The organism is Streptomyces sp. KL116D (assembly GCF_030766975.1).
GTDB classification, from domain to species: domain Bacteria; phylum Actinomycetota; class Actinomycetes; order Streptomycetales; family Streptomycetaceae; genus Streptomyces; species Streptomyces longispororuber_A.
The window spans coordinates 356,864-378,379 of record NZ_JASERH010000035.1 but is presented as its reverse complement, the minus strand read 5'-3'; the positions used below and the strand labels follow the sequence as shown (position 1 = coordinate 378,379).

The window sequence follows — 21,516 nt, the reverse complement described above, 5'->3', positions numbered from 1 at the left end:
CGCCAGGACGGCGGCGGCGAGGTCCACGTCCGGCGGGCGGGGCGTCTTCGCGAGCACGGCGAACAGCTCGGCGCAGGCCTCCGCCGTGAACTCGGGCGCCCCGCCGTGCCACTGCACCTGCCGGGCGAGGCGCACCACGGCGTCGCGCGGGCCCGCGGGGTCGGGCCCGTCCTCGGGCCGCTCGGCGATCACCCGGTGCGCGAGCGGCAGCAGCGACCCGAGCTCGCGCGGGGTGAGCGCCCGCACGTCGTCGGGCCCGGGCAGGAACCGCGGGTCGGACGGCGGCGGCCCGCTCAGGGCCGCCCGCAACCGGCGTACGTGCGGCGACAGTTCGTTCGACGTCATGGTCACGAACGTAGCGACGGGGTCTGACAATCGGGCCCCGGCCGGCCCCTCAGCCGCACAGCCGCTCCCCCAGCTCACTGCGCACGTACCGCACGCTCCGGCCGCTCCTGGCGCGGGTCAGCAGCCCCGCGTCGTACAGGACCGCGAGGTGCTGGCTCACCGCGCCCGGGGTGACGGCGAGGAGGTGGGCGAGCTCCGTCGTGGACGCCGGTTCGCCGAGCAGGTGCAGGAGGCGGGCGCGGGCGGCGCCGAGCAGCCGGGTCAGGGCCTCGTCGGTGACCGGGGGCGGCGTCTCGGAGATCGTGCCGCGGCCCCGCGCGGGGTAGACGAGCATCGGCGGCAGCGTGTAGTCGATCGAGGTGTGCGCGCCGGCCGCGAAGAGCGTCGGCAGGACGACGAGTCCCCGGCCGCCGATGCGGATGTCCGCCTTCGGCCACGGGTGCCGGTCGAGCTTCTTGACGAGGGTCAGCACCTCGCCGTTGAAGGTCAGCCTCGGGTCGAGGCTCGCGAAGAGGCCGCGCGCGCCCTCCTCGGCGAGCACCTTGCCGCGGTGCGCGAGGTCGGCCTCCAGGATCGTGTGGGCGCGCGGCCACCAGTCGGGGGCGAGGCAGCTGTGCCAGTAGGCGGCCAGGGCGTGGCAGATGCGGTCGAGGAAGGCGGCGGGGTCGGCGAGCCCGTCCCGTACGACGGGCGGCAGCGGCGCGCGGCCGTACGCGGCGGTGAACTCGCCCGCCAGCAGCGCCGGATCGGTGCGGGACAGCTCGTCGAGCTGCCGCTCGAAGCCGGGGCGCGGCCGGTCCGGGCGCGGGGTGAGGAAGTCCGGGATCCACAGGCTCGGCGCGATCAGGCCGGTCAGCAGCTCGGTGTCCAGGCGCGCGAAGGCCGGGGCGAGGCGGCGCAGCCAGGGCCGCTGGTGCGGATAGCGGGCGGGGTCGCGCCAGGTGCGCAGCGAGTACACCGCCTCCTGAAAAGGCGAGTAGGCGAACGAGGTGCGGGCGAGATCGCCCACCACGAAGCGGAACTCGATCATCATCCACCCCCGGTCCGCACGCGCCCCACCCTTTAGCCCCACGCTAAAGGAGTGCCGACGGGCGGCGGAACCTCGTTTCGTAGTGGGCATGACCACAACGCCGACCGCACCGCTGCCCCCGGTCCCGCCCGGGCGGACCACCCGCCTGGCCGGGATGCTGCCCACCGATCCGCTGCTGCTGCGCCTCTCGCGGTTCACCCTCCTCAACGCGTTCGGACGAGGGCTCTTCTTCCCGGTCAGCGTCCTGTACTTCACCCGGGTCATCGGGCTGAGCGCCACGTCGGTGGGCGTCGGGCTCACCGTGGCCGGTCTGTTCGGGATCGCGGCGGGGGTGCCGGCCGGCCGGGCGTCGGACCGGTGGGGGCGGCGGCCGGTGCTCACGGGGCTGTGGATCGGGTGCGGCGGGGCGCTGGCCGCGTACACGGTCGTCGGTTCCTACACCGCGTTCCTCGCGACGGCGATCTGCTACGCGGCGCTCTGCCAGGCGAGCATGGGGGTGCGCAACGCGCTGTACGCCGACGTGCTGCCCGCGGGCGCGCGGGTGGAGGGGCGGGCCCATCTGCGGATGGTCACCAACGTCGGCATGGGCGTGGGCGGCGCGTTCGGCGCGCTGGCGCTGCAGCTCGACAGCCGGGCCGGGTACACGGCGCTGATCCTCGTCGACGCGCTGACGTTCGTCGGGTCGGCGGTGCTGGTGCACCGGCTGCCCGGTGGGGCCGGGCAGCGGGCCGCCGCCGACGCTCCCGCGGGCAGCCGCTGGCGGGCGGTGCGCGATCTGCCGTTCCTCGCGGTCACGTTCCTCAACGGCCTGCTGGCCCTGCAGTACGGCCTGCTGGAGGTGGGCCTGCCGCTGTGGATCGTGCAGAACACCGAGGCGCCGCGCTGGTCGGCGGCGCTGGTGATGGTCCTCAACTGCGTGCTGGTGGCGCTGCTCCAGGTGCGGGCGACCCGCGGGGTGGAGGACCTGCCGGGCGCGGTGAAGGCGATGCGCCGCTCGGGTCTGCTGCTCGCGCTGTCCTGTGCGGTCTTCGCGTGCACGGCGGGCCTCTCACCGCTGTGGGCGGCGGTGGTCCTGGTGGCCGGGGCGGTGGTGCAGGTCCTCGCCGAGGTGCTGTCGGCCGCGGGCGGCTGGACGGTCGGCTACGGGCTGGCCGACTCCCGGGCGCAGGGCGTCTACCAGGGCGTGTTCAACTCGGGCCAGGCCGCGGCGACGATGGCCGCGCCCGCCCTGGTGACCGCCACCGCCATCGAGCACGGCACCACGGGGTGGGCCGTGCTCGGCGTGCTGTTCGTCGGGGCCGGACTCGGGGTCGGCCCCGCCGTGCGGTGGGCGCGCCGGGACGCGGAGTGGCGCGGCGAGTGAGGGTGCCGGGACCGGCTCGCTCAGCGCGGGTCGCGTCCGCTGAGGGCCAGTGCCCGCGCGAACTCGTCCGCCCCGTCCGGCAGTTCGGTGGCGGCGGCGAACCCCTCGTACTGCCGGTACGTCTCGGCGTTCGCGGTGACCACGGCCAGCAGCAGCCGTCCCGCGTCGTCCGAGACGCGGAACTCCTGGCCGGTGGCGGCGGCCACGTCCCAGCCGTGCAGGGCGAGTTCGAGCAGCAGCAGCGCGGCGACCTCGGGGGCGGGCTGCGCGGCGAACCCGAGGTCCACCTCGCCCTCCCACGCGGCCGGCTCCGCCCAGGCGGCGACGGCCCGGTCGAGCCCGTCGGCGAAGCCGTCCGCCCACCCGGGGTCGGCGGTGAAGTCCCGGCCGGTCAGTTCGTCGGGCAACTGGACGCGGCGGGCCCGGTGCTCCAGGCCGTGGGCGCCGTACAGGACCCAGTGGTTGACGAGGGTGCGCACGTCCCAGTCGGCGCAGCGCGACGGCGCGTCGAGCTGGTCGGGCTTGACGCCGGAGGCCACGCGGGCTGCCTCTGCGGCGCATTCGATCAGACAGGGCTGGACGTTCTCACGGCGCGGTTCCATGCCCCAGACGCTACGGGCGACCGCACCCGCCCCTCTTGAACAAACGCGACACTGTCAGCTGCGGCGGGGGCGACGCGGGCGTCGATCTGCGGGTCCGGTGGGGGCTGGTCGCGCAGTTCCCCGCGCCCCTGAGAGGCGCGCCCTTCGGGCGGCCTCTCCCCGACGGGGGAAGGCTGCGCGCAGCGCATGCCTTCCAGGGGCGCGGGGAACTGCGCGAGCAACCACGACGAACCCGCGCTCGAAGAACCGGCCGCCACCCGGCAGACGCTCAGGGGCGCGGGGAACTGCGCGAGCAGCCCCACCGGCCCGCGGTCGGCACGCGGCAGGGTCAGTTGGTGGACTCGGTGCGGGCGACGCGGGCGTCGACTGCCGCGACCAGGTCGGCGACCGAGGTCGCCCCGGGCGGACGCCCTTCCCGCGCGGCCTCGTTCGCCCGCTCCTGGAGGACGTCGTTGACCGGCGTAGGCACCCCGTGCAACCGTCCCAGCAGGGCGATCTCGCCGTTGAGGTAGTCGGCCTCGATGGTGCCGGCGCCGCGCTGGAGGGACTGCCAGGAGGAGCCGCCGCCGCGCGGGGACCCGTCGAACGGCTCGAAGCGGATCTTGTCGGCCCGCACCCGCTGCTCCTCCTCCGGGGAGGTGTACGCGATCCCGGCCGCGGCCAGGACCGCCTCGCCCTCGGCGCGGGCCCGGCGGAACAGCGCGATGCCCTCCTCGCTGGTGAGCACCCCGGCGACCGCCTCGATCGAGTTGGCCAGGTTGGCCAGGAGCTTGGCGTACTTCCAGCGCATCGCGTCGGCGACGACCGGGGCGTCGAGCCGGCACCGCTCCAGGTCGGCGGCGATCTCCCGGGCGGTGTCGTCGGCGCCCGCCGGGTAGCGCCCGAGGTGCAGGATGCCGGTGAGCGGGGTGCCGTCGGCGCGGACGACGCCCGGCTCGACGAACGCGGCGGGCAGCCACACGCACATCGCGTACACGCGCTGGAAGGTGCGCAGGGCGAGCCGCTCGCTCTCCACCCCGTTCTGCGCGCACACCAGGGGCAGCCGCTCCGCCGCGGTGCCGCCGCCGTCGACCGGGCGCGGCCCCCACGCGGCGAGCGCGGCGGCGCTGTCCTGGGTCTTCACGGAGAGGACGAGGACGTCGTCGGCGCGCAGCACGCCGAGGGCCTCGGGCCCGTTCACGACGGGCAGGCGGTGGGTGTGCGCCCCGTCCGGCGTCTGCAGCACGAGCCCGTGCTCGCGCAGCGCCTCGTACTGCTTGCCCCGTGCCACGAGCACGACCTCGCGGCCGCCCTGGGCGAGCCGTCCCCCGACGGCCCCGCCGACCGCCCCTGCCCCGATGATGACGTAACGCATGCGGCGACCCTTTCACAGATGGGTGCAGGACGCATCGGTTACCGTCGGGCCATGACCGACACCGCTGCCCCGCCCGTCTTCCGCCTCGGTTCCGACCTGCCCGTGCGCCGTCTCGGCTACGGCACCGTGCATCTGACGGGGCGTGGCGCCTGGGGGCCGCGCGGGTCCGACGGCAACGCGACGGCGGTGCTGCGGCGGGCGGTGGAGCTGGGCGTGACGCTCGTCGACACCGCCGACAACTACGGTCCTGGGGTGGCCGAGGAGCGGGTCGCGGCGGCACTGCATCCGTACGCGGAGGACCTGGTGATCGCCACCAAGGGCGGGGTCGTGCGCACGTCGGCGGAGGCGTGGCACGTCGCGGGACGGCCCGAGCAGCTGCGGGCGATGTGCGAGGCGAGCCTGCGCCGGCTGCGGGTCGAGCGGATCGACCTGTACCAGCTGCACCGCCTCGACCCGGACGTCTCCCTGGCCGAACAGCTGGGCGTGCTCGCGGAGTTGAGGGACGCGGGCAAGGTCCGGCACGTCGGCCTCGACTCCGTCACGGCGGAGCAGTTGCGGGCCGCGCTCGACCTGGACATCGTGCCGATCGTCTCCGTGCAGAACCGCTACAACGTCCTGGACCGGGTCTCGGAGCCGCTGCTGAAGCTGTGCGAGGAGCGCGGGATCGCGTTCCTGCCGTGGTTCCCGCTGGGCAACGGCACGCTGCCCGACAACCCGGTGTGCGCCGAGATCGCCGGGGCGCACGGCGCGACCCCGTCCCAGATCGCGCTCGCCTGGCTGCTGCACCACTCCCCCGTGCTGTGTCCGACGCCGGGCACGGGATCGGTGGCGCACCTGGAGGAGAACCTCGCGGCGGCCGACGTGCGGCTCACCGCGGACGACCTGGCCCGTCTTGACGCGCTCACGGACCGCCGGTGAGCTCCACCAGCTTCACCACGGTGTTCCAGTTCCGGCTCGTCGCGATCAGCCCCTTGCTGAGCGCGGGACGCGACAGCTGGGCGCCGAGCTTCGAGGTGCCGAGGCCGTCGGGCGCGTAGAGGTAGAGGACGCGGTCGCCGAGGCGATAGTCCTCGGGCGCGTACGCCGCGGGGTCCACGGCGGCGAAGCGTTCCTCGGTGACCGGTTCCGAGAAGTACGTGACGTGCAGTTGCTTGCCCTGCAGTTCGGCGGCGGGGAACGGGCACGCCTCCATGACCGCCCTGAGGTAGGCGTGGTCCCGCACGACGACGTCCACGGCGAAGCCGAACTCCGCCGCGACGGCCGCCTCGATGTCCCGCGCCCAGGACGTCTCGTCGCCCGAGTCCGCGGCGAAGGTGACGTTGCCGCTCTGCAGGTAGGTCCGGACGTCGGTGCAGCCCAGCCGCTCCACGACCGGCCGCAGCCGGGCCATCGGGACCTTCTTGTTGCCGCCCACGTTGATGCCGCGCAGCAGCGCCGCGTATCGCTCGGTCGTCGTCATCCGCACACGATAGGACGGCCGCCGCGCCCCGTGGGGGTGGGCGCGGCGGCCGCCGGCTCGGTGATCGCGGTGGTTACTCGACGATCTTCAGGAGCTTGTTCGCGGTGCCGTCCGACGCGTTCTTGATGGCGTCGGGGGTGGCCCCGTCGGTGAGCGCCTTGGCGACGTCGGCCGGGGCCGCGTCCGGGTGCCCGCCCAGGTAGACGGCGGCGGCGCCCACGACGTGCGGCGTGGCCATCGACGTACCGGAGATGGTGTTGGTGGCGTCGTCGCCGGTGTTCCAGTCGGACGTGATGTCCGAGCCGGGGGCGTAGATGTCCACGACGGAGCCGAAGTTGGAGAAGTCCGACTGCTCGTCGTCCTTGGTGGAGGAGGCGACCGTGATGGCCTCGGGGACCCGGGCCGGGCTCGACGAGGAGGCGTCGGCCGACTCGTTGCCCGCCGCCACCGCGTAGGTGACGCCGGACGCGATGGACTTCTGGACGGCCGCGTCGAGCGCCTCGTCCACGCCGCCGCCGAGCGACATGTTGGCGACGGAGGGACCCTGGTGGTTCTGGGTGACCCAGTCGATGCCCGCGACGACCTGCTCGGTGGTGCCGGAGCCCTGGTCGTCGAGGACGCGGACGGCGACGATCTTCGCCTTCTTGGCGACGCCGTGCGCGTCACCGGCGATGGTGCCGGCGACGTGCGTGCCGTGCCCGTTGCCGTCGTCGGCGCTGTCGTCGTTGTCGACGGCGTCGAAGCCGGACGAGGCGCGGCCGCCGAAGTCCTTGTGCGTGGTGCGGACCCCGGTGTCGATGACGTACGCGGTGACGCCCTCGCCCGCGGTGTCGGGGTAGGTGTACTTGCCGTCGCCCGCGGTCTCCGCCTGGTCGATGCGGTCCAGGCCCCAGGACGGCGGGTTGTCCTGGGTGGCGTCGATGTGGAACTTCTTGTTCTGGACGACCTTGGCGACGGACTTGTCCGCGGCGAGCTGCTTGGCCTCGGTCTCCGAGAGGCCGCTCACCGAGAAGCCGTTGACGGCCGACTTGTAGTTGCGCTTGAGGGTGCCGCCGTACTCCTTGGCGAGCCCCTTCTTCGCGGTGGTGCCGGTCTTCTGGTCGAGCAGCACGATGTAGCTGCCGGAGACGGCGCCCTTGGCGTCGAGGCCGTACACCTTGCCCTCGGCGGGTGCGGCGGCGCCGGCGAATCCGCCGGTGAGAACGGTGACGCCGACGGCGGTCGCGGCCGTGGCTATCGCGGCGGTGAGCTTCATCGAACGCGCACGCTTGTGAAGTGCCATGAAGAGTGAACTCCTCGCGGTGTGTGGGGGGTTGTGGAGAGTTCAACGACTACTACGTGACTTCTACGCGCGTGGGGGCGCGTAATTTCACGTGGCCTCCGGCAATCTCCGGAAGATGTCCGGGGGTTGAGACGAAACCCTGACCGATTGACGCGACCAGATCAAGACCTACATACACCTGTGACTTGTTCAACAAGGTTCTGTAATAACAAACCGGACAGATCCACCTGACCGGTCCGCCGGCTCAACCCCTCATAGATGTAAGGGGCGTCGGTCATCCTGTGCGTCGAGACGGCCGTCCGCACGTCGTCGAGCAGCACGACGAACCGGCCTTATCCCGCCCATACCTTCGAATCCGGAGGTGACCTCATGGCGAGGAACGGGGAAGGCCGGGACCGGCGGGTGCGCGGCTTCGCGGCCCGGGCCGGCGGATGGAGCGTCCGGCACCGCTGGGCGGCGGTGGGGATCTGGGTGCTGTTCGTCGTCCTGGCGATGGGCCTCGGCTCGGCGGCCGGACGCGTGGACGTGTCGGACGGCGACCAGCTCAGCGGCGAGACCGGCCGGGCCGCCCGCATCGTGGACGACGCGGGGATCGACGAGCCGGCGGGCGAGACCGTGCTCGTCCAGGCAAAGGACGGCCGGCTGACGGCCACCGCGCCCGAGTTCAAGAAGGCCGTGGCCGACGTGGTCGCGGCGGTGCAGGGCACCGGCGCGGTGACGAACGTGCGCTCGCCCTACGCGGCCGGGGCACAGACCGTCTCCGAGGACGGCCGCACGGCGCTCGTCCAGTTCGACGTGCGCGGCGACCCGGACACGGCGTCCGACCGGATCGAGCCGGTCCTGAAGGCGGTCGAGGGCGTCGCCGACGACCACGACGCGCTGCGGATCGAGGAGATCGGCGGCGCCAGCATGGGCAAGACGTTCGACGACGCCTTCGGTGACGACTTCCAGCGCGCCGAGTACTCGGCGGTGCCGGTGGCGCTCGGCATCCTGCTGATCGCGTTCGGCGCGCTCGTCGCCGCGCTGCTGCCGGTGGCCCTCGCCATCACGGCGATCATGGCGACCATGGGCCTGATGGGCGTGGTCAGCCATCTCCAGCCGATGAGCGAGACGGCCAACTCGGTGATGCTCCTGGTGGGGTTGGCGGTCGGCGTCGACTACTGCCTGTTTTATCTGCGCCGCGAGCGCGAGGAGCGGATGAAGGGCCACGACCCGAAGACCGCCCTGCGGGTCGCCGCGGCCACCAGCGGCCGGGCGATCATCGTCTCCGGCGTCACGGTGTGCGTGGCGATGGCGGGCATGATGTTCACCGGTCTCGCCGAGTTCCAGGCGATGGGCCTCGCCTCGCTGATGGTGGTGGCGGTCGCGATGGTGGGCTCCGTGACGGTGCTGCCCGCGCTGCTCTCGCTGCTCGGCGAGCGCGTGGAGAAGGGCCGCATCCCCTTCCTGCACCCGACCAGGCGCAGGAACGGCGGCAACGGCAACGACGGCAGCCGCTTCTGGCAGCGCGTCCTGACCGTCGTGCTGGCCCGGCCCGCCGTCTCCGTCGTCGTCGCCGTCGGCGCGCTGCTGGCCATCGCCGCGCCCGCCCTCGGCATGAAGACGCAGAACCTCACCCTGGACCAGGAGTTCGGCGACTCGCTGCCGATCGTGCAGACCTACGACCGGGTCAACGCGGCGTTCCCCGGGGGCTCGGATCCGGCCGAGGTCGTGGTGAAGGCGGACGACATCAACGCCGCCGCGGTCCGCGACGCCATCGCCGACTTCCGTGCGCAGGCGGTGAGTTCGGGCGCGTCGCGCGGTCCCGTCGAGGTGACGGTGCACCGCGGACAGAACGTGGCGTTCATCGACGTGCCGCTGGTGGGCGGCTCCGACCAGGGCAGGGCGGAGAAGAGCCTGGCGCTGCTGCGGGACCGGGTCCGTCCTGACACCCTGGGCACGGTCGACGGCGTCGAGGCGCCGATCACCGGGCAGGTCGCGGGGTCGAAGGACTTCAACGACCAGATCGTCGGCTCGGTCGTCCCGGTCTTCGTCTTCGTGGTCGTCTTCGCCTTCCTGCTGATGCTGCTCTCGTTCCGCTCGCTGACCGTCGCGATCACGTCGATCGCGCTCAACCTGCTGAGCGTGGGCGCCGCCTACGGGATCCTCGTGGCCGTCTTCCAGAACGGCTGGGGCGCCTCGCTGGTGGGCGCGGAGGGGGTCGGCGCGATCATCTCCTGGCTGCCGCTGTTCCTCTTCGTCATCCTCTTCGGCCTCTCGATGGACTATCACGTGTTCGTGGTGTCGCGGATCAAGGAGGCGCGGCTCCAGGGCCGTTCGAACCACGACGCGATCCGGCACGGCGTCGTCACGACGGCGGGCGTGGTCACCAGCGCGGCCGTCATCATGGTCGCCGTCTTCTCGATCTTCGGCACGCTGTCGATGCAGTCGTTCAAGCAGATGGGCGTGGGCCTCGCCGCGGCCATCCTGATCGACGCGACCGTGATCCGGGGCGTGCTGCTGCCGGCCGTGATGGCCCTGCTCGGGGAGCGCAACTGGTACCTGCCGAAGTGGCTGCGCCGGATGCCCGACCTGACGCACGACGAGGTCGCGCCCGACGCGCCGCGGACGGGATCCGACGAGGGGGCGGTGCGCGTCTCCCCGTGAACCGTGGCCGGTGACAGGCGGTGCGGGAGGGCCCGCCGGTTCCGACGGGAACCGGCGGGCCCTCCCGCACGTCTCCGGGCCGGCGCGTCACGACCCGCCCGGCGGAGACCGCGGGGGCGATCGTCCACCGGGCGCGGATCGGCACCGCCTCCCGCCCGTGACCGCCCCTACCTCCGGGGCAGTTCGGCCTCGACGAGGTCGGCGGCCCGCCGCGTGCCGCCCTCGCCCGCCATGTCCCGCCGGAGCGCGGCGAGGCGGCGCGCCACCTCGGGGTCGTCGACGAGCGCGAGCACCGCGGCGCGCAGCGTCTCGGCGGTCGCCTCCTCCTTGGGCACGTGCCGGGCGACGCCGAGGCCCTGGAGCAGGTCGGCGTTGCCGAACTGGTCGACGGCCTGCGGGACGGCGACCATCGGCGTGGCGGTGGCGAGCCCTTCCTGGCTGCCGCCGGCGCCGGCGTGCGTGATGAAGGCGTCGGCCTGCTTCAGGATCGCCAACTGCGGCACCCACGACCGGACGTCGATGTTCGCGGGCACCTCCCCGAGGTCGTCCGCGGTCACGTGGCTGCCGACCTGGAGCACGACGTGCCAGCCCGGCAGATCGCCGAACGCCTTCACGCACTCCCGGTAGAACTCCGGCTGCTTGGTGAAGGAGGAGCCGAGCGAGACGAGCAGCACGCGCTCGGCACCGGCCGGCCGCGCCCAGTCGCCCTGTGCGCCGCGGTCGCCCTGGCAGGCGCCGACGAAGGTGTTCCGCCGCTCGTCGACCCGGTCGGCGTGGGGCTGGAGGGCCTTGGGGATGAGGACGAGGGTGCGGTCGTAGCGGCCCCAGAACTCGTCGGCGCTCTTCGGGACGCCGTACTCCTTCAGCCACGCGTCGAACTTCGCGAAGTACGCCGCGCCGCGCGGCGTCGCACGGGGCTCGGCCCACATCGGTTTCGCGACCTCCTCCTCGTAGCCCTCCCAGGCGACGAGGTTCGGCGAGAGCGTGATCGCGGGCACGCCCCAGCGGTGGGCCAGGACGCCCGCCGGGTACGAGGTGATGTCGTGCAGCACGAGGTCGGGCACGCCCGCGCCGCCCTCGCCCTCGTACGCCTCGATGAGCTGCGGGAGCGCCTGGATCGCGTCGTCCAGGAACGGCTCGACGTTGTCGAGGAGCGTGCTCCCCCAGGCCTCCGGGTCGTCGTCGGGGCCGGGCAGCGTGGTGCGGTAGAGGACCGGCTCGGCACCGGTCTCGGCGATCTTCTCCTCGAAGAGGTGCGGGATCGCGTACGTGACGCGGTGGCCGCGGGCGACGAGCTCCCGGATCACTTCGAGGCTCGGGTTCACGTGCCCGTGGGCCGCGATGGAGAACATGGCGATGTGGGCGGGACGGCCGTGGTGCGGGGCTTCCGGGTGCGTCATGCGTTCACCGTAGGCGAGACGAGACGTCTCGTGCAAACCGAAGGTGCCGCCGCGCCCGGACCGGGAGGCCGGAGGGGTGCCGCGGCCCCCCGGCTCTCCGTCAGGCGCATCGGCGGGGTCTGGGCCGAAGCGGTGGGGGTGACGGAGATGCGACGAGTGTGCGGACCGGCGCGGGCCGGGGACAGCACAGCGGGCGCAGAGTTCGCCCGCGGTGTGCGGAAAACGAACGCGCCGTCAGGCGGCTTCCCGGGACAGCAGGCTCTCGCGCGGGCGCCGGCCGTACGCGGTGCGGTACAGGGCGGAGAAACGGCCCGGGTAGACGAAGCCCCAGCGGGCGGCGATGTCCGTGACGGTCGAGCCGCCGCGCGGGTCGGCCCGCAGCAGGTCCCGGTGCGCATGGGTCAGCCGGACGTGCCGCAGATAACCGAGCGGTGTCGTGTTCAGCTGCCGCCGGAAGGCGTACTGCAGCGTACGGATGCTGACGTGGGTGGCCTCGGCGATGTCGGCGAGGGTGATCGGCCGGTCGGCGTGGTCGTCGATGAAGGCCACGGCGCGCCGCAGCGTCACGGAGTGGGCGTCCGCCCGGTCGGTGCCGCCCGGTTCGGTGAGCGCCGTGTTGGGGAAGGTCGCGAGGACGACCGCCGCCAGGTGCTGCTGGGCCGTGGACACCACGAGCGGCTGGTCGGCGATGGCGGGGTCGGGGAGCACGTGGTCGCGCAGGTAGTCAATGGCCGCGTGCAGGACGTGCGCCCCGCCGGGCGAGTGCGGGCGGTGCCCGGTCAGCCGCACCGGGCCCGGCCTGGCGTACGGGGTGGCCGCGGCGACCTGGGTGAGCAGCGCCGGGTCGAACGTGACCACGTTGTAGCGGGCCCGGTGGATGACGCCGGAGTACGGCAGCTCGGGCGGGGCGAAGGACACCACGTCGCCGGGGCCGAAGTCGTCCTCGACGTCCCCGAACCGGTGGTCGTGGACGGCGCCCTCGTGGACGACGCCGAGACAGATCCGGTGGAGGGGGTCGAGGGAGTAGCTCAGGTCGAAGTCCACCGCCAGCGCGTCCACCGCGAGCGAGCCCAGCGTGTGCCGGGTGAACCGGGCGAGCCCGCCGGCCGGGGTGCGGCTGCCGATGCGCAGCCTGGTGTAGGCGCGGCTGAAGAAGTCCTCGGCCCTGTCCAGGTCGCTGCTTTCGAAGAGCATCGCGTCCATGACGACCTCGCAGCCCTTTCGGACTCCCACCATCCCACCGATTCCCCGGGCAGGTGGGCGACTTGACCACTGGTACCGCCCGGACTACCTCTGGTACCGCTTGAGCACCAGGTTGCCGTCGGTGACCAGGCGGCGGCGCAGTTCGCGCAGGCCGATGGCGCCGCTGTAGTACTCCTGGAAGGCGGGTGTGGCCACCTTGTCCTTCCATTCCGGGTAGCCGCGCACGGACTGGGCGGGCGCCGAGCGGAGCCGGGACGCGAGGGCGGTGCCCGTCGCCCAGTCGTGCTCGGTGGTGCGCAGCGCCGGGTCCTTCAGGGCCTGGGTGCCGGTCGGCAGCATCCAGTCGCCGAGGGCGAGGCGCACCATGTTGCGCGGCTGGAGCAGGAAGTCGAGGAACCGGGCCGCCTCCTTCTTGTGCGGGCTGTCCTCGGCGATGGACAGGGTCTGCGGGCTGACGCCCTGGGCGAGTCCGTCGGCGCCTGCCGGTGCGGGCAGCACCTGCCAGTCGAAGCCCTTGGGCGCCTGCTGCACGATCTGCTGCCGGTAGGAGAAGCCGAGCGGCACCATCGCGTACTTCCCGGCGAAGAAGCCGGGGAGCGTGTCGGAGCCGCCCATGCCGAGGGTGGTGCCGGACGCGCTGTGGTCGACGTTCACCTGGTCGTGGACGGTGCGGGGCACGATCTGGTCCGCCGCGTCGAAGCGGATCCCGGTCTTTCCGTCGGCGCCGCGGTGGAACACCAGGCCGCCGGTCGACAGGGACAGGTTGAGCGTCGCCGACACGGGCTCCTTCAGCGGCCAGGCGACGCCGTACTTCCCGTCGCCGCTCAGCTCCTTCGTGATCCGCCGGAACTCCTCCCAGGTCCACGGCTCGTCCGGGGTCGGCACGCGCACGCCGGACTTCTTCAGCCACGTGGCGTTGGCGATCAGCACGCGCGGCTCCTGGAGGAACGGGACGCCGTAGACCCCCGTCCCGAAGGTCGCGGTCCGCCAGCTCTGCCGCGGGATGTCGGACGTGAGGCGGGCGGGGAGCAGGCCGCGCAGATCGGCGAGGTAGCCGCCGTACGCGAAGTCGGCCAGGTCGTCGGACGCGTCGTGGATGATGTCCGGCGCCTCGCCGCCCTCGAAGGAGGTGAGGAGCTGGTCGTGGACGCTGTCCCAGCTGCCCTGGACGTACTTCACCCGGATGTCGGGGTGCCGTGCGTTCCACTCCTTCACCAGCTGCTTGTTGGCGTCGACGGACTCCTTCTGCCAGGCGAGGGACTGGAATTCGAGGGTGACGACGCCGTCCGGCTCCTGCGGCCCCGAGGAGCATCCGGCGCCGAGGAGCAGCGCGGTCACGGCGGCGAGGGCCGTCGCCAGCTTCCTTGTCCGCATGGTCACTTCACCGCCCCGGCCAGCATGCCGCCGGTGATCCTGCGCTGGATGAGCGCGAAGATCAGCAGCGACGGCAGGGTCGCGAGGAACGCGCCCGCGGCGAGCGGGCCGAGGTCGGCGACGCCCTCGGCCCCGAGGAAGTGGGTGAGGACGACGGGCAGCGTCTGCCGCTCCGGCGTCTTCATCAGGACGAGGGCGAAGAAGAACTCGTTCCACGCGGTGATGAACGCGAACAGGCCCGTCGCCACGATGCCGGGCGCCAGCAGCGGCGCCGTGACCGACACCAGGACGCGCAGCCGCCCGGCCCCGTCGACGGCCGCCGCCTCCTCCAACTCCCTTGGCACGGCCCGCACGTAGCCGACGAGCATCCACAGCGCGAAGGGCAGCGCCCACACCACGTAGACCATGGTCAGTCCCGGCAGGGAGTTGATCAGGTGCAGGTTCTTGAGGATCAGGAACAGCGGGATGATCACCAGGACGAAGGGGAACGCCTGGCTGACCACCACCCAGCCGGTGGCCGCCCGGGACAGCAGGGAGCGGTGGCGGGCCATGACGTACGCCATCGGGGTCGCGATGACGATCGCGACGACGGCGGCGCAGACCGCCACGAGCAGCGAGTTCGCGGCGGCGCGCAGCAGCGGCTGCTCGTCGAAGGCCTGCCGGAAGTTGGCGAGGGTCGGGTCCTTCGGGATCCAGGTCGGGTGCAGGCTCGCCAGTTCGCGGGGCGGCTTGAACGCGGTCGAGATCAGCCAGAGGAACGGGAAGACGAGGAAGACGAGATAGGCGAGGAGCGCCAGGTACTGGCCCGCGCGCGCGGGCTTCGACACCTTCATCACTGCTCGTCGCCTCCCTTCAGACGGCCCACCAGATAGAGGGCGAGCAGGATCGAGATGACGGCGACCATGACGCAGCCCATCGCCGCCGCGTAGCCGAACTGGCCGTAGCGGAAGGCCTCTTCGTACGCGAAGAGCATGGGGAGCCGGGTGCGGCCGCCGGGACCGCCGTTGGTCAGGACGTAGACCAGGGCGAAGGAGTTGAAGTTCCAGATGAAGTTGAGCGCGGTGATGGCGAGCGCGACGGGGCGGATCGCGGGCCAGGTCACCGTGCGGAACCGGCGCCAGGCGCCCGCGCCGTCCATGGCGGCGGCCTCGTGCAGCTCGCGCGGCGTGTGCTGCAGCCCGGCGAGCAGCGCCACCGTGGTCTGCGGCATGCCCGCCCAGACGCCGACGACGATCACGGCGGGCAGCGCGGTGGCGAGGCCGGTGAGCCAGTCACGTCCGTCGCCGAGGCCGAGGTCGCGGATCGTCTCGTTGAGGATGCCCGCGTCGGGGTGGTAGACGAGCCGCCACATGATGCCGACGACGACCTCCGGCATCGCCCACGGCACGATCGCCAGCGCCCGGGCCAGCCAGCGCAGCCGCAGGTCCTGGTCGAGCAGGAGGGCGAGGCCGAGGGCGAGCAGGAACTGCGGGACCGTCACCCCGACCGCCCACAGCAGGCCGATGCGGAACGACTCCCAGAAGAGGGTGTCGTGCAGCAGGTCCTGGAAGTTGAGGGTGCCGATCCACTGGGTGGCGGCGGTGCGGCCCGACTGGGAGTCGGTGAACGCCAGGCCGACCCCGTACAGCAGCGGGCCCACGCTCAGGACGAGGATCGGGATCAGCGCGGGCAGCACCAGGAACCAGGCGCCGCGCTCCCGCCCGGCCCGCTCCGCCGCCGGATCCTTCGCCGGACCTCGCGTCCGTCGTGTCGTGATCGCCGTGGTCACGGAGGCGGCTCCTTCGGGCGGTTCGGATGGCGCAGGCGGCTTCCGGCCGCCCCGGCGGCCTCCGTCATGGTCCTGACAAGGCCGGACGGCGTCAAGACGTGCGGACGAGGGTGACCACGGGTGGGAGACTGGGCCCGTACCAGGTGGAACGCGGGAGGCGTGGGATGGACGAGGCACGGGCACGGGACGTGCTGGCGCAGGCGGATGTCGTGGACGGCCCGGCGGGCGGCGCCCGGCTGCTGGCGCTCGGCGAGAACGCGGTGTTCGCCGCGGGCGACCTCGTCGTGAAGGTGGGCCGCGACATCGGGCAGGGCGGGTCCGAGCTCCTCGACCGGGCGCGCCGCGAGCTGGCCGTGGCCGGGTACCTCGCCGAGCACGGGGTGCCGGCGGTGCGTGCCGCGAAGGCGGAGGTCCTGGTGGTGGACGGGCATCCGGTGACGGTGTGGGAGCGCGTCCCTGCGGCCGTCCGGCCGGCCGAGCCGCGCGACCTCGCCGAACTCCTCAAGCTGGTGCACGCGCTGCCCGCGCCGGCCGGTCTCACGCTGCCCCGGCGCGAGTTGCTGGGGGGTGTCGAGCGGTGGCTGCGGCTCGCCGGGGACGCCGTCGATCCGGCGGACGCGGCGTATCTGCGGGAGCGACGGGACGGGTTCGCGGCGGCCGCGGCCGCGCTGACGCCCCGGCTCGCACCCGGGCCGATCCACGGGGACGCGCTGCCGCGCAATGTGCACATCGGTCCCGACGGGCCGGTCCTGGTCGACCTGGAGACCTTCTCCGCGGATCTGCGCGAGCACGATCTGGTGGTCATGGCACTGTCGCGGGACCGGTACGGGCTGGCGGCGGACGCCTATGACGGGTTCGTCGAGGCGTACGGGTGGGACGTGCGGGAGTGGGACGGGTGCGCCGTGCTGCGCGGTGCGCGGGAGACGGCGTCCTGTGCGTGGGTGGCGCAGCACGCGCCGAGCAATCCCAAGGCGCTGGCGGAGTTCCGGCGACGGGTGGCGTCACTCCGGGACGGCGATCCCGCGGTGCGGTGGTATCCGTTCTGACCCGGCCCGGGCCGGCCTGACCCGGCACAGCCCGTCCGGCTTTCGAGGACCGGGGGCCCGGGGTTGACGCCCCCGTACCCACGGGTGGCGGACGGGCCGGACCTCAGCCCCCGACGGCATCGGCCGTCGTGTCGAGCGTCCGCAGGGGCCACGCCTGGTCCACCACAGCGGCAGCGTCCCCTTTTCGGCGCAGGAACGCCTGGAAGTCCGCCGCCCACTCCGCGTACCACTCCACCTGCCGGCGGTGGAGTTCGGCGACGCCGAGGGCCGCGACCTTCGTGTGGCGCTCGCCTATCGCCCGGGCGAGCAGCGCCGCGGCCAGGGCGTCCGCCGAGGCGTCGTGCGCGGCGTCGAGCGTGACCCCGTACTCGGTGCAGACCGCCTCCAGATTGCGCTTGCCCCGGCGGTACCGGTCCACGGTGCGGTCGATCGTGTACGGGTCGACGACCGGGGCCGGGTCGAAGCCGAGCCGGTCCCGCAGGGACGGCAGGCCGTACCGCGCCAACTCGGCGGAGAGCAGGGTCAGATCGAACGCCGCGTTGTACGCCACCACCGGTACGCCCGTGCGCCAGTAGCCGACGAGGGCCTCCGCGATGGCGTCCGCGACCCGGTCGGCCGGCTCGCCCTCGGACGCCGCCCGCTCGCTGCTGATGCCGTGCACGGCGACCGCGTCGTCCGGGATCGGCACGCCCGGGTCGGCGAGCCACTGCCGGTGGCCGAGCACCGCGCCGTCCCTGACCTCTATGACGGCGCCGGTGACGATGCGCGCCTCGCGCGGATCGGTCCCGGTCGTCTCCAGGTCGAAGCCGATCAGCAGCTCCCGGTGCCAGCCCATGGCAGCCCCCTTCTCGTGGTGCGGTGGTGCGTTCCCCCAATGACCACCACGATCGCATGCGCCACTGACAATCGGTCCGGCACCCGTCCCGGCCCCGCTAGGACACCGGCCGCCCGTCGACCCACGCCTGCTCGAACTCGTCGCGGTATGTCACGAAGAGTCCGTTCTCGTCCATGTCCGGGGACGCGCCCGCCTTCACGACCCGGCCGCCGCCGCGGAGCACCAGGACCGGCGCCTCCATGCCGCGACTGCGGCGCAGGTACGACTGGATCACCCCGATGCCGTCCGAGCCGTCGCCGTCCACGAGGTAGGCGGTGAAGCGGGGCGTCTCGTCGAAGACCTGGATCTCGAAGGCGCCGGGGTCCCGGAGGCGGGCCCGCACCCTGCGCATGTGCAGGATGTTCATCTCGACGGCCCGGCTCAACTCGCCCCGTTTGAGCCCGAGTTCCCTTTCGCGCCGTTTGACCGCACTGGACGCCGGGTTCAGGAAGAGGAGACGGACGCGGCAGCCCGACTCGGCCAGGCGCATCAGGCGGCGGCCCGAGAAGTTCTGCACGAGGAGGTTCAGGCCTATCCCGATGGCGTCGAGGCGGCGCGCGCCGCCGAACAGGTCCTCGGCCGGGAACTGGCGCAGCAGCCGCACCCGGTCCGAGTGGACGCCGACGACGTCCGCGTACCGGTCGCCGACCAGGTCCTCGACGGCGTCGACGGGCAGCCGGCGGGCCGAGGGGACGTCCGAGCCGGCCCCGAGCATGTCCAGGAGGCGGGCGGAGGCCCGCTCGGCCTGGGCGAGGACGGTCTCGGACAGGGCGCGGTTGCGGGAGACCACGTTCCGGGTGACCTCGAGCTCGTCCAGGGCGAGTTCGACGTCGCGCCGGTCGTCGAAGTACGGCTCGAAGCACGGCCAGTGCTGGACCATCAGCTCGCGCAGCTGCGGGAGGGTGAGGAAGGACAGCACGTTGTCGTCGGCCGGGTCCAGCAAGTAACCCTTGCGGCGGCTGACTTCGCGCACGGCGACGGCCCGCTGCACCCACTCCTGGCCGGCGGGCCCGGCGGCGGCGACGACCCAGTCGTCGCCGTGCACGGGCTCGTAGATCGGGCGGAGCACGGCCGCGACGACGGCGCGCAGCCGCTGCTCCACCAGATTCAGCCAGATGTAGGCGCGCCCGGCTCGTTGCGCGCGCGTACGGACCTCGCGCCAGGCGTCGGCACCCCAGTCCAGTTCGGGTCCGATCTGCGATCCCACGTCCATGGGCCTGGCCAGCGACACCGCTCCGGGTGGGATGTCCGTGGAAGCTGCCCCCTGACCGTCCTGGCCCTCGTGACCGTCGTCACCAGGGGGCAGCTCACGACCTCCCGAGCTCACCCGCTCCGCACCGCCTTCCGCTCCCCCGAGCTTGTCGAGCACACTCCCCCAGCAACGATCAAGGAAGGGTACTCCGGGAGCGGCGGGCGGTGCAGCCGGATGGAGATGAGAGTTTCTCAACTACCGTTTCTGGGAACGCCGTTCTGATCCGCCAGGTCGCCGGGCGTGAGCGGATTCATAGCGGTCACGTCCCTGGGGGCGAGGGAGAAGCCCTGCCAGTGCACCGGCATGGGCTGCTGGTCCTCGTCCCGGGCGATGTGGTGGAACCCGATGTTGACCCAGGTGATCGGGTGCTTCAGCGTCTGACCGCCGACCCACTTGTCCACGCTCGTGCCGCCACAGCTCGACGACGGGTTGTTGCTCGCGTACTGCTCGCACTTCTTGTACTCGGTGAAGTACACGTCGTGCTTGGTGAACGAGCGGCCCGGGTACTTGCTGGAGCGGCCGGGCACGAACTCGTAGGAGCGGGGGTGCCCGTCCTGGTTCTTGCCCGCGGTGGACACCACGCGCCACCACCGCATGTCCTTGGCGTCACCGGCGAGTTCCTTGGTGACCGGGGTGCGCGTCGTCTTCGTGGTGGGCGAGCCGCTGCCGCGCGGCGGGGTCACCTTCGAGTCGTACTGCTCGACCTTGGTCCTCGTGGAGCCGTCGAGGCCGAAGTTGAGCCGCCAGAAGACGTTGTGGTTGTGGCTCTCGGCGTAGGCGCCGGCGCCCTTGCCGATGGGCCAGCCCTTGCCGTCGGTGCCCTTGTAGTCGTACGGGGAGAGGCTGCCGGTCGCGCCGACGTTCGACGTGATGGTGCCGTCGGAGGAGAAGCGCCACTCGGTGATGTACTCGTACCAGGACGCCTTGTTGACCGTGTAGACCAGCAGGTCCTTGCCCTGGGCGCTGTACAGCTTGCCGCTGCCGCCGGTCGACTCGTCGTCGTTGAGCCGGTACGCGTGCCCGCGCGCCCGCGTGGTCGCGCACAGGCCCTTCACGTTGCCCATGTCGGGGACCTTGACGGTCTTGATGGTGCCGCCGGGGCACTCGGCGGGCTTCAGGTTCTGCAGGGCCATGCCGAAGTCGGTGCCGGTGACGTCGTCGTACTCGTTCTCCCCGTCGTCGTAGGGGACATGAACCTGCGCGAGGCGGGCACTGGTGAGGACGGCGATCGGCTCGGGCTCGCTCCTGGGCTGGTAGCTGACGCTGTCCAGGACGAGTCCGGACAGGGTGTTGTAGTGCCAGCACATGCGCCAGGTGGTGCCGCCGTCGAGGGTCTGCTCGATCTGGTACGCCGCCGAGCAGGCGGGCGCGGCGGCCGGGGCCGCAGACGGCGCGGCGGGCGCCGCGGTGGCGGCGGGTGCGGTGGCGAGGGCGGTGCCGAGCAGCGCGGTGACCGCGAGACCCGTCAGTGCGGCTGCGGGTCCGGTGCGGGCGCGCCGGGCTCTGGCGCCGGGCATGACGTGCGTGACGTGCATACGGAAGGGCTCCCTTGTGCAGGAGAAGCGGCGGAAGACGGTGGCGGGGCCGGTCTCAGGAGAGACGGCCGATCCTGCGGTCGCTCAGGTCGACGACGAGGGCGCGGGTGTCGATCCACGGTCCGTTCGTGACCTTGGCGACGACGCGCAGGCAGCGGTGCTTGCCGCACTCGGTCAGGTCGGAGGGGACCTTCGCGACGGTCTCCTTGCGGAACACCATGCCGCTGAGCTGGAGCTGGTCCGCCTTGGTGAGTTCCTTGCCGGTCGCGTCCCGGTAGTCGTCGCGCAGGTCGGCCCCGAGCCGGTCGGCGATCAGCAGCTGGGCGGCCTCGGTCAGTTCGTCCCTGCTGGGCGGCGGCTGCACGCCCTGGTCGGTCCGGGAGTCCTCGACCGTGCCGGTGTCGAGGTTCACCGTGTTCGTGACGACGGAGTCGGTCCGGTAGTCGTAGTAGACGACGTCGGCGCGGCGCTCCTGGGCGGCGGCGGCGCCGAGGGCCGGGTCGACCTCGGTCAGGTTCGTCGACAGGTGCTGGGGGCCGCGGTCGCCCTCCACGTCCCGGGCGTCGAGGCGCAGCGCCCTGGGGGCCACCGCGAGCTTCTCGGCCCGCTCGGTCTCGGCGTCGGTGAGCGGGTCGCGCCCGACGCCCTTCTCGCCCTCCTCGGGAGCGGCCTCCACGGTGCCCTCCGGGGCCACCGCGTCCTGCTGGGCCGTGCCGGCCCTGGCGGCGTCGCCCCCGTCGTCCGGCAGGCTCACGCCGACCGCGACGGCGGCACCGGCGACCGCGAGGGCCACTCCCGCCACCAGTCTTCCGAGATGGCGTCTTGCTAGCTCGCGCACATCTTCCCCCTCCTCCTGTCCCGGCCGTCCCGGTCGAGGACGTGCCGGTCAAACGTGGTCTTCGTGTAAGAGGGCCCCAACTCCCGTTAGGTTCCGCCACTTTCGGGGAGAGACTGTGCGATGTCGCCCGGGCGGCCGGGCCGTA

General features: G+C 72.8%; 19 protein-coding genes. 4 read left to right on the top strand and 15 right to left on the bottom strand.

Annotation, left to right across the window (positions count from 1 at the left end; all coding sequences use genetic code 11):
* On the bottom strand, nt 1-345 hold a 345-nt coding region (locus RBJ77_RS14850), incomplete at its 3' end, for a hypothetical protein (protein ID WP_372345453.1).
* Nucleotides 346-394: 49 nt separating this feature from the next.
* Nucleotides 395-1,378: a helix-turn-helix domain-containing protein gene (locus RBJ77_RS14845; RefSeq protein ID WP_372345452.1), complete on the bottom strand. Its 984-nt coding sequence runs from the start codon at nt 1,376-1,378 to the stop codon at nt 395-397.
* Between the two features lie 85 nt (nt 1,379-1,463).
* Between RBJ77_RS14845 and RBJ77_RS14840 the strand changes: the two genes are divergently transcribed.
* A complete protein-coding gene (locus RBJ77_RS14840) occupies nt 1,464-2,738 on the top strand; it encodes an MFS transporter (protein WP_372345451.1) in 1,275 nt (424 codons plus the stop codon).
* A 20-nt stretch (nt 2,739-2,758) separates the two neighbouring features.
* Here RBJ77_RS14840 and RBJ77_RS14835 read toward each other — a convergent pair whose 3' ends face one another.
* Together RBJ77_RS14835 and RBJ77_RS14830 are read right to left on the bottom strand one after the other, a co-directional pair.
* Nucleotides 2,759-3,340 (bottom strand): TIGR03086 family metal-binding protein, encoded by a 582-nt coding sequence (locus tag RBJ77_RS14835; protein ID WP_372345450.1) that lies wholly within the window; start codon nt 3,338-3,340, stop codon nt 2,759-2,761.
* A 328-nt stretch (nt 3,341-3,668) separates the two neighbouring features.
* The gene (locus RBJ77_RS14830; protein ID WP_372345449.1) at nt 3,669-4,694 is read right to left on the bottom strand and encodes a ketopantoate reductase family protein; all 1,026 of its coding nucleotides are present in this window, start codon (nt 4,692-4,694) and stop codon (nt 3,669-3,671) included.
* A 51-nt stretch (nt 4,695-4,745) separates the two neighbouring features.
* Here RBJ77_RS14830 and RBJ77_RS14825 point away from each other — a divergent pair, with 51 nt between their 5' ends.
* Nucleotides 4,746-5,612: an aldo/keto reductase gene (locus RBJ77_RS14825; RefSeq protein ID WP_372345448.1), complete on the top strand. Its 867-nt coding sequence runs from the start codon at nt 4,746-4,748 to the stop codon at nt 5,610-5,612.
* Here RBJ77_RS14825 and RBJ77_RS14820 read toward each other — a convergent pair.
* Together RBJ77_RS14820 and RBJ77_RS14815 are read right to left on the bottom strand one after the other, a co-directional pair.
* Nucleotides 5,596-6,153 carry a DUF1697 domain-containing protein gene (locus RBJ77_RS14820; protein WP_372345447.1) on the bottom strand — a complete coding sequence of 186 codons (558 nt, stop codon included), beginning with the start codon at nt 6,151-6,153 and terminating at the stop codon, nt 5,596-5,598. The two genes, RBJ77_RS14825 and RBJ77_RS14820, sit on opposite strands and share 17 nt — an antisense overlap.
* A gap of 73 nt (nt 6,154-6,226) precedes the next feature.
* Entirely contained in the window at nt 6,227-7,435 is a 1,209-nt protein-coding gene (locus tag RBJ77_RS14815; protein WP_372345446.1) for a S8 family peptidase, read from the bottom strand.
* Nucleotides 7,436-7,804: 369 nt separating this feature from the next.
* On the opposite strand from RBJ77_RS14815, the gene RBJ77_RS14810 reads away from it, so the two are divergent.
* The gene (locus RBJ77_RS14810; protein WP_372345445.1) at nt 7,805-10,081 is read left to right on the top strand and encodes an MMPL family transporter; all 2,277 of its coding nucleotides are present in this window, start codon (nt 7,805-7,807) and stop codon (nt 10,079-10,081) included.
* Nucleotides 10,082-10,248: 167 nt separating this feature from the next.
* On the opposite strand, the gene mgt is transcribed toward RBJ77_RS14810, so the two are convergent.
* From mgt to RBJ77_RS14785, 5 genes are all read right to left on the bottom strand, one after another.
* Nucleotides 10,249-11,481 (bottom strand): macrolide-inactivating glycosyltransferase, encoded by a 1,233-nt coding sequence (gene mgt, locus RBJ77_RS14805; RefSeq protein ID WP_372345444.1) that lies wholly within the window; start codon nt 11,479-11,481, stop codon nt 10,249-10,251.
* A gap of 234 nt (nt 11,482-11,715) precedes the next feature.
* Complete coding sequence (locus RBJ77_RS14800) at nt 11,716-12,717, bottom strand: helix-turn-helix transcriptional regulator (RefSeq protein WP_372345443.1); 1,002 nt, start codon at nt 12,715-12,717, stop codon at nt 11,716-11,718.
* A gap of 51 nt (nt 12,718-12,768) precedes the next feature.
* On the bottom strand, nt 12,769-14,058 hold the full coding sequence (locus RBJ77_RS14795) for an ABC transporter substrate-binding protein (protein ID WP_372345442.1): 1,290 nt from the start codon (nt 14,056-14,058) through the stop codon (nt 12,769-12,771).
* A 2-nt stretch (nt 14,059-14,060) separates the two neighbouring features.
* Entirely contained in the window at nt 14,061-14,891 is an 831-nt protein-coding gene (locus tag RBJ77_RS14790; protein ID WP_372345441.1) for a carbohydrate ABC transporter permease, read from the bottom strand.
* Entirely contained in the window at nt 14,891-15,814 is a 924-nt protein-coding gene (locus RBJ77_RS14785; protein WP_372345467.1) for a carbohydrate ABC transporter permease, read from the bottom strand. The genes RBJ77_RS14790 and RBJ77_RS14785 overlap by 1 nt, the downstream gene beginning before the upstream one ends.
* A 176-nt stretch (nt 15,815-15,990) precedes the next feature.
* Here RBJ77_RS14785 and RBJ77_RS14780 point away from each other — a divergent pair, with 176 nt between their 5' ends.
* On the top strand, nt 15,991-16,872 hold the full coding sequence (locus RBJ77_RS14780) for a phosphotransferase enzyme family protein (protein WP_372345440.1): 882 nt from the start codon (nt 15,991-15,993) through the stop codon (nt 16,870-16,872).
* Between the two features lie 103 nt (nt 16,873-16,975).
* Here RBJ77_RS14780 and RBJ77_RS14775 read toward each other — a convergent pair whose 3' ends face one another.
* From RBJ77_RS14775 to RBJ77_RS14760, 4 genes are all read right to left on the bottom strand, one after another.
* A complete protein-coding gene (locus RBJ77_RS14775; RefSeq protein WP_372345439.1) occupies nt 16,976-17,707 on the bottom strand; it encodes a 3'-5' exonuclease in 732 nt (243 codons plus the stop codon).
* A 97-nt stretch (nt 17,708-17,804) separates the two neighbouring features.
* Nucleotides 17,805-19,073: an SAV2148 family HEPN domain-containing protein gene (locus RBJ77_RS14770; protein WP_372345438.1), complete on the bottom strand. Its 1,269-nt coding sequence runs from the start codon at nt 19,071-19,073 to the stop codon at nt 17,805-17,807.
* A 116-nt stretch (nt 19,074-19,189) separates the two neighbouring features.
* Nucleotides 19,190-20,533: a copper amine oxidase gene (locus tag RBJ77_RS14765; RefSeq protein WP_372345437.1), complete on the bottom strand. Its 1,344-nt coding sequence runs from the start codon at nt 20,531-20,533 to the stop codon at nt 19,190-19,192.
* A 55-nt stretch (nt 20,534-20,588) separates the two neighbouring features.
* Nucleotides 20,589-21,335 carry a Tat pathway signal sequence domain protein gene (locus RBJ77_RS14760; protein ID WP_372345436.1) on the bottom strand — a complete coding sequence of 249 codons (747 nt, stop codon included), beginning with the start codon at nt 21,333-21,335 and terminating at the stop codon, nt 20,589-20,591.
* Nucleotides 21,336-21,516 lie beyond the last annotated feature (181 nt).

Coding starts and splice junctions, on each gene's coding strand:
- RBJ77_RS14845 (WP_372345452.1), bottom strand. CDS start 1,378: ATGATGATCGAGTTCCGCTTCGTGGTGGGCGATCTCGCCCGCACCTCG.
- RBJ77_RS14840 (WP_372345451.1), top strand. CDS start 1,464: ATGACCACAACGCCGACCGCACCGCTGCCCCCGGTCCCGCCCGGGCGG.
- RBJ77_RS14835 (WP_372345450.1), bottom strand. CDS start 3,340: ATGGAACCGCGCCGTGAGAACGTCCAGCCCTGTCTGATCGAATGCGCC.
- RBJ77_RS14830 (WP_372345449.1), bottom strand. CDS start 4,694: ATGCGTTACGTCATCATCGGGGCAGGGGCGGTCGGCGGGGCCGTCGGG.
- RBJ77_RS14825 (WP_372345448.1), top strand. CDS start 4,746: ATGACCGACACCGCTGCCCCGCCCGTCTTCCGCCTCGGTTCCGACCTG.
- RBJ77_RS14820 (WP_372345447.1), bottom strand. CDS start 6,153: ATGACGACGACCGAGCGATACGCGGCGCTGCTGCGCGGCATCAACGTG.
- RBJ77_RS14815 (WP_372345446.1), bottom strand. CDS start 7,435: ATGGCACTTCACAAGCGTGCGCGTTCGATGAAGCTCACCGCCGCGATA.
- RBJ77_RS14810 (WP_372345445.1), top strand. CDS start 7,805: ATGGCGAGGAACGGGGAAGGCCGGGACCGGCGGGTGCGCGGCTTCGCG.
- mgt (WP_372345444.1), bottom strand. CDS start 11,481: ATGACGCACCCGGAAGCCCCGCACCACGGCCGTCCCGCCCACATCGCC.
- RBJ77_RS14800 (WP_372345443.1), bottom strand. CDS start 12,717: ATGGTGGGAGTCCGAAAGGGCTGCGAGGTCGTCATGGACGCGATGCTC.
- RBJ77_RS14795 (WP_372345442.1), bottom strand. CDS start 14,058: ATGCGGACAAGGAAGCTGGCGACGGCCCTCGCCGCCGTGACCGCGCTG.
- RBJ77_RS14790 (WP_372345441.1), bottom strand. CDS start 14,891: ATGAAGGTGTCGAAGCCCGCGCGCGCGGGCCAGTACCTGGCGCTCCTC.
- RBJ77_RS14780 (WP_372345440.1), top strand. CDS start 15,991: ATGGACGAGGCACGGGCACGGGACGTGCTGGCGCAGGCGGATGTCGTG.
- RBJ77_RS14775 (WP_372345439.1), bottom strand. CDS start 17,707: ATGGGCTGGCACCGGGAGCTGCTGATCGGCTTCGACCTGGAGACGACC.
- RBJ77_RS14765 (WP_372345437.1), bottom strand. CDS start 20,533: ATGCACGTCACGCACGTCATGCCCGGCGCCAGAGCCCGGCGCGCCCGC.